Source organism: Streptomyces sp. NPDC057474 (assembly GCF_042802555.1).
Lineage (GTDB): Bacteria > Actinomycetota > Actinomycetes > Streptomycetales > Streptomycetaceae > Streptomyces.
The window spans coordinates 38933-45268 of sequence record NZ_JBHVDX010000056.1; the positions used below are offsets into that span (position 1 = coordinate 38933).

Below are 6336 nucleotides of genomic sequence, written 5' to 3' on the forward strand. Positions count from 1 at the left end.
AGGGAGCCCGGCGAACCGGATTCAGGCCATCACACCCAGGTATCCAGCCACATCCGCGACCGCCAGCTGTCGATCGGGATCGGCTGGCCGGTGTAGATGGGCCAGAAGTAGATGAAGTTCCAGGTGATGAGGAGGACGAGGACGCCGGCGCCGGCGGCGCCGGCCACGCGGCGGCGTTCGGGGGCGCCCGGGGGGCCGAGGATGGCGCCGATCATCATCGTGACGGCCAGGCAGAGGAAGGGGAGGAAGACGACGGCGTAGAAGAAGAAGATCGTGCGTTCCTGGTAGAAGAACCAGGGGAGGTAGCCGGCGGCGATGCCGCAGGCGATCGCGCCGGCGCGCCAGTCGCGGCGGAAGAACCAGCGCCACAGGACGTAGAGGACCGCGAAGCCGGCGGCCCACCAGAGGAGAGGCGTGCCGATGGCCAGGACCTCGCGGGCGCACTTGTCGGCGGTGTCGGTGGCGCAGCCGTCGTTGCCGGGCGACGGCGACTCGTAGAAGTACGAGACCGGGCGGCCGACGACGATCCAGCTCCACGGGTTCGACTGGTACGTGTGCGGGGACGACAGGCCGATGTGGAACTCGTAGACCGCGTGCTCGTAGTGCCACAGGCTGCGCAGCCAGTCCGGCAGCCAGCTGAACCAGCCGCCCTTGCCCTCGGTCGCGGCCCAGTTGCGGTAGTAGCCGCCGGTGCCGTCGTCCGGGGAGAGGATCCAGCCCGTCCAGGAGACCAGATACGTGGCGATCATGACCGGGACCGTGGACAGGAACGCGAGGCCCAGGTCGCGCTGGAGCATGGCGATCAGCGGCTGGCGGGCGCCGGCGACCTTGCGGGCCGCGTAGTCCCAGAGGACCGTCATGATCCCGAAGAACACCAGGAAGTACAGGGCGTTCCACTTGGTGCCGAGGGCCAGGCCCAGGCAGAGGCCGGCCAGCCACCGGTACGGGCGCCAGCCCAGGCGGGTCGTCTCGGCGATGAGGGAGTTGGGGCGTACGACTCCGTCGCCGTCCGGTGGGAGTGCCGCGGCCAGGCGTTGTCGTGCCTTGTCGCGGTCGATGACCAGGCAGCCGAACACGGCCAGCACGAAGAACATCAGCACCTGGTCGAGCAGCGCCGTGCGGCTCATCACGAAGTGCAGGCCGTCCACCGCCATCAGCGCGCCCGCGAGGCAGCCGAGGAACGTCGAGCGGAAGATACGGCGGCCGATCCGGCAGAGCATCAGCACGGAGAGCGTGCCGAGCAGGGCCGTCATGAAGCGCCAGCCGAACGGGTTGAACCCGAACATCAGCTCGCCCAGCCCGATGACGTACTTGCCGACCGGTGGGTGGACCACGTACGCGGGGTCCGTCGGGATCGGCACGTTCCCGTTGTTCTGCAGGATCAGCTCGTTGGCGTTCTTGGCCCAGTTGACCTCGTACCCGCGATGGACGATCGCCCACGCGTCCTTGGCGTAGTACGTCTCGTCGAATATCACCGCCTTGGGGCTGCCCAGGTTGTAGAACCGCGTCAGCCCCGCGACCAGCGTCACCAGCAGCGGACCGCCCCACGCCGACCAGCGGACCAGGCGCGACGCGACCTCCTCGCGCAGCCCGAGCACGGCCCAGACGCGCGGGCTCGGCCGGGTGTACGGGGGCACCAGCCGGGTGCGGACGTCGCCTCTCGGCGGCGCCGCGTAGCCGAATCGGCGCAGGCGGTGCTGCCACGACGGCCGCTGCTCTTCGGTGGCCTGGTCCTGCCGGGTGTCCGTGGAGGACGCGGTACTGGTCACCGCGCCATCGTAGGGAACACGGCTGTGGGAGTCCTGCGGGACGGGGATGTGGGGGCGCCCAAAAGCTCGGGGGCGCCTGCGGTACGGCGACCGCGGGTGGAGCGTGGTTGGTCGCGCCCACGCGGCGGAGCCGCACATCGGCACGGTCCCGCGCCCCTGACGGGGCTCCGCCCCAGCCAGGCTTCGTCCCCGTGACGTGGGGGCTGGGAGGATGGGGGTGTGACAGGAATCCTTGTGTTGGCAGGCACCCCCATCGGCGATGTCGCGGACGCGCCGCCCCGGCTCGCCGAGGAGTTGACCGGCGCGGACGTGGTGGCCGCCGAGGACACGCGGCGGCTCCGTCGGCTCACCCAGGCGCTGGGTGTCCAGCCGGGTGGGCGGATCGTCTCCTACTTCGAGGGCAACGAGGCCGCGCGTACGCCGGAACTCGTCGAGGCGCTGGTGGGCGGCGCCCGGGTGTTGTTGGTCACGGACGCGGGGATGCCGTCGGTCTCCGACCCCGGGTACCGGCTCGTCGCCGCGGCCGTGGAGAAGGACATCCGCGTCACGGCCGTACCGGGGCCTTCGGCCGTCCTCACGGCCCTCGCGCTGTCCGGGCTGCCCGTCGACCGGTTCTGCTTCGAGGGGTTCCTGCCGCGCAAGGCCGGGGAGCGGCTGGGGCGGCTGCGCGAGGTCGCGGAGGAGCGGCGCACGCTCGTGTACTTCGAGGCGCCCCACCGCCTGGACGCGACGCTCGCCGCGATGGCCGAGGCTTTCGGGGCCGGGCGGCGGGCCGCGGTCTGTCGTGAGCTGACCAAGACGTACGAGGAGGTCAAGCGCGGGCCTCTCGGGGAGTTGGCCGAGTGGGCGGCGGCCGGTGTGCGCGGGGAGATCACCGTCGTGGTCGAGGGGGCGCCGGAGAAGGGACCCGAGGAACTGGACGCGGTGGAGTTGGTGCGGCGGGTTCGGGTGCGGGAGGAGGCGGGGGAGCGGCGCAAGGAGGCGATCGCCGCGGTGGCTGTGGAGGCCGGGTTGCCGAAGAGGGAAGTTTTTGACGCGGTGGTGGCTGCGAAGCGTTCGGTGCCGTAGGGGTTTGGAGTGCGTGGTCGGGTGCGGGTCCGGTGGGGGCTGGTCGCGCAGTTCCCCGCCCCCCCGAAAAGCAGGGGCTGCGCCCCGTGCTTTTCCGGACGCACCCGACAGCGCACCCCGAACGCGTACGGCGCCTCAAAGTCCATGCCCAGGTAAAGCCGCGCAAAGCACGACTCTTGTATCGACGGCCTTCCCACAAGGGGAGGCCAAATGCGCTTCAACAGTCGGCAGGTGGGGTGCACTCCAGGTCCGCCGAGGCGTCAACTGGGTGGTGAGGACGTACACGTCCTCACCGTCCAGCGGACCAGAGGAGCTGGCAATGACCGAGATCGCAGAGCGGACCGTACTGCGGGACACCGCCACCGCCGTCGTTCACGAGTCGTATTCGTTCGCCTGCATGCGCTGCGGGCACGGCTGGGAACAGTCGTACGAGATAGAGCACCACAACGACGCCGAGGGGCGCGACTTCGTGATGTACGTGGCCGACGACAAGGTCGTGCCGTCCCCGCTGTCCAGGCCCGCGTGCCAGAACTGCGACGGTCATGTCGTACGGATCATGCGGGCGGGCCAGGTGTCGTCGGTGCGGGACGCCGAGCGGCGTCGCCACGTGCCGAAGCCCCGCCCGGTGCCGACGGACGCGTCGGACGCGGAGACGTCGGACGCGGCGGAGCCCGAGGAGCACCACCACTGGCACCTGTCCGATCTGCTGCACCCGTTCCACCGCAAGGCGAGCTGATCCTCCCCCAGCGAGCCTGGAGGGCATGCCCCGATCGTGCGATTCGTAGGATCGGGGCATGCCTTCGAACGACTCCGGCAACGCGTCCGGCAAGAACGACAAGAACGCCGCGCCCCCGCTCCCCGAACCCCTCCGGGTGCCGGTCGCGGATTCGCACACCCATCTGGACATGCAGTCCGGCACGGTCGAGGAGGGCCTGGCGAAGGCCGCCTCCGTGGGGGTGACGACGGTCGTCCAGGTCGGCTGCGACATCAAGGGCTCGCGCTGGGCCGCCGAGACAGCCGCGCGGTACGAGGCCGTGCACGCGACGGTCGCCCTGCACCCGAACGAGGCGCCGCGCATCGTCCACGGTGACCCGGACGGCTGGTCCCGGCAGGGCGCGCGTACGCCCGGTGGGGACGCGGCACTCGACGAGGCCCTCGCCGAGATCGACCGGCTGGCCGCGTTGCCGCAGGTCAAAGGGGTCGGGGAGACGGGGCTCGACTACTTCCGGACCGGGCCGGAGGGCAAGGCCGCCCAGGAGCGGTCGTTCCGCGCGCACATCGAGATCGCCAAGCGGCACGGCAAGGCGCTGGTCATCCACGACCGCGACGCCCACGACGACGTGTTGCGGATCCTGAAGGAGGAGGGCGCGCCCGAGCGCACCGTCTTCCACTGCTACTCCGGCGACGCCGACATGGCCACCGTGTGCGCCGAGCACGGCTACTTCATGTCATTCGCCGGGAACATGACCTTCAAGAACGCCCAGCCGCTGCGCGACGCCCTCACCGTCGCGCCTCTCGAACTCGTCCTCGTCGAGACCGACGCGCCCTTCCTGACGCCCGCGCCGTACCGCGGACGGCCCAACGCGCCGTATCTCATTCCGGTCACGGTTCGGGCGATGGCCGAGGTGCGGGGCATCGACGAGGACGCGCTGGCGACGGCGGTCGCGGCGAACACGGCGAGGGCGTTCGATTACTGACGGGGTCACGTTCGTCAGCCGTCCGAGGGATCCAAAAAGATGATCAGCGGCCCGTGTCGCGACACTGCGTGACCACGTTGCTTTGGAGGGTGACCGGAGTCCGCTAGGTTCACGTCGCCCGACCCGGACCCGGATCCCCTCTGGAGCGTGTCGTCGTGAGCAACGTGCAGTCGTCATCGTCGTACAAGACCTACGAGAGCCATGACCCGGACGGTACGAGCAGCTGGCAGCCGACGGCGTACGAGGCCGAGACGCTGCCGTACGAGGCGGAGACGCTGCCGTACGAGGCCGAGACGCTGCCGTACGAGGCCGAGACCGTGCCGTGCGGGGCTGAGACGGTGCCGTGCGGGGTCTACGCGGACACGTACCGGCCCGCCTATGAGGTGCGGCCCGCCCCTGAAGAGCTGGAAGAGCTGGAAGAGCTGGAAGAACTGACACTCGAGTCGGCCGTGCCGGTCGGCGGTGGCCGGGGTGGCTCCCGGCGGGCCGTGCGGCGCAGACGGGCCGCAGGCCGGCCCGGTTCGTTGCGGCGGCTGGTGCCGCAGGCGCTGGTGGTGGCGTTCCTCGCGGGCGGGACCTCCGCGTTCGTGGCGAAGGACAAGGCGATCGAGCTGACCGTCGACGGGCGGCCGCGCACGCTGCACACCTTCGCCGACGACGTCACCGAGCTCCTCGCCGACGAAGGTGTCGCCTTCGGCGCCCACGATGTCATCGCCCCCGCCCCCGGTACCGCCCTGAGCAGCGGTGACGACGTCGCCGTGCGCTACGGGCGGCCCGTCGCCCTCACCCTGGACGGCCATCGGCGCAAGGTCTGGACGACCGCCCGCACGGTGGACGGGGCGCTTCAGCAGCTCAGGGTGCGTGCGGAGGGCGCGTACGTCTCGACCTCGCGCTCCCAGCGCATCGGGCGTGCGGGGCTGGAGCTGGACGTCCGTACCGAGCGCACCGTCACGATCATGGCGGACGGGCGGACGCGGACGATCCGAACGAACTCGGCGACCGTGGGGGAGGCCGTGGAGCAGGCCGGGGTCACCCTGCGCGGGGAGGACACCACCTCGGTCGAGCGGTCGAGTTTCCCCCGGGACGGGCAGACCGTGACCGTGCTGCGGGTGACCAGGTCCCAGGAGGTGCGCGAGGTTCCGATCCCCTTCCGGGTGCTCCGCGCCGAGGACCCTTCCCTCTTCCAGGGCACCGAGGTCGTGGAGCGGGCCGGGCACCCGGGCACCCGCCGGGCCACGTACGCGTTCCGCACCGTCAACGGGGTCAAGCAGCGGCCCAGGCTGCTCCGCACGGAACTCGTGAGTGAGCCGCAGGACCAGATCGTGAAGGTGGGGACGAAGGCGATGCCGACGTCCGTGGCGGGGGCGGAGGGGTTGAACTGGGCGGGGTTGGCCGCGTGTGAGTCCGGGGGGCGGCCCGACGCGGTCGATCCCTCCGGGACGTACGGCGGTCTCTATCAGTTCGACACGCAGACCTGGCAGAGCCTCGGTGGCAGTGGTCGTCCCCAGGACGCCTCCGCCGCCGAACAGACGCTTCGGGCGAAGAAGCTGTACGCGCAGCGGGGGGCGAGCCCTTGGCCGCATTGTGGGGCCCGGCTGCGTGGCTGATCATTTTCCCTCGCCCCTGCCCGTCCCTCCCCACTCTCGGCTTCGCTCGAGCGGGGCCCGCATCCAGGGGCCGTGCCCCTCCCCCCGCGGCGATCTTTCGGGTGCGGGTGTGTGGGGGCTGGTCGCGCAGTTCCCCGCGCCCCTGAAAGCAGGGGCGGCGCCCCTTGCCTTTCGGCCCGCAGGGCCATGTCTTTC

The 6336-nt window shown here is 71.0% G+C and carries 5 protein-coding genes; 4 read left to right on the forward strand and 1 reads right to left on the reverse strand.

What is annotated here, in order from left to right; all coding sequences use genetic code 11:
• Positions 1-29: 29 nt before the first annotated feature.
• Entirely contained in the window at positions 30-1769 is a 1740-nt protein-coding gene (locus ACFU53_RS18325; RefSeq protein ID WP_383992895.1) for a dolichyl-phosphate-mannose--protein mannosyltransferase, read from the reverse strand.
• A 219-nt stretch (positions 1770-1988) separates the two neighbouring features.
• On the opposite strand from ACFU53_RS18325, the gene rsmI reads away from it, so the two are divergent.
• The 4 genes from rsmI to ACFU53_RS18345 all read left to right on the forward strand — a co-directional run bounded on the left by rsmI (position 1989) and on the right by ACFU53_RS18345 (position 6141).
• A complete protein-coding gene (gene rsmI / locus ACFU53_RS18330; protein WP_383992898.1) occupies positions 1989-2837 on the forward strand; it encodes a 16S rRNA (cytidine(1402)-2'-O)-methyltransferase in 849 nt (282 codons plus the stop codon).
• A gap of 319 nt (positions 2838-3156) precedes the next feature.
• Entirely contained in the window at positions 3157-3573 is a 417-nt protein-coding gene (locus ACFU53_RS18335; RefSeq protein WP_383992901.1) for a hypothetical protein, read from the forward strand.
• A 58-nt stretch (positions 3574-3631) separates the two neighbouring features.
• On the forward strand, positions 3632-4534 hold the full coding sequence (locus ACFU53_RS18340) for a TatD family hydrolase (RefSeq protein ID WP_383992904.1): 903 nt from the start codon (positions 3632-3634) through the stop codon (positions 4532-4534).
• 155 nt (positions 4535-4689) lie between these two features.
• Complete coding sequence (locus ACFU53_RS18345) at positions 4690-6141, forward strand: ubiquitin-like domain-containing protein (protein WP_383992907.1); 1452 nt, start codon at positions 4690-4692, stop codon at positions 6139-6141.
• The last annotated feature ends 195 nt before the right edge of the window (positions 6142-6336 follow it).

Coding starts and splice junctions, on each gene's coding strand:
- ACFU53_RS18335 (WP_383992901.1), top strand. CDS start 3,157: ATGACCGAGATCGCAGAGCGGACCGTACTGCGGGACACCGCCACCGCC.
- ACFU53_RS18340 (WP_383992904.1), top strand. CDS start 3,632: ATGCCTTCGAACGACTCCGGCAACGCGTCCGGCAAGAACGACAAGAAC.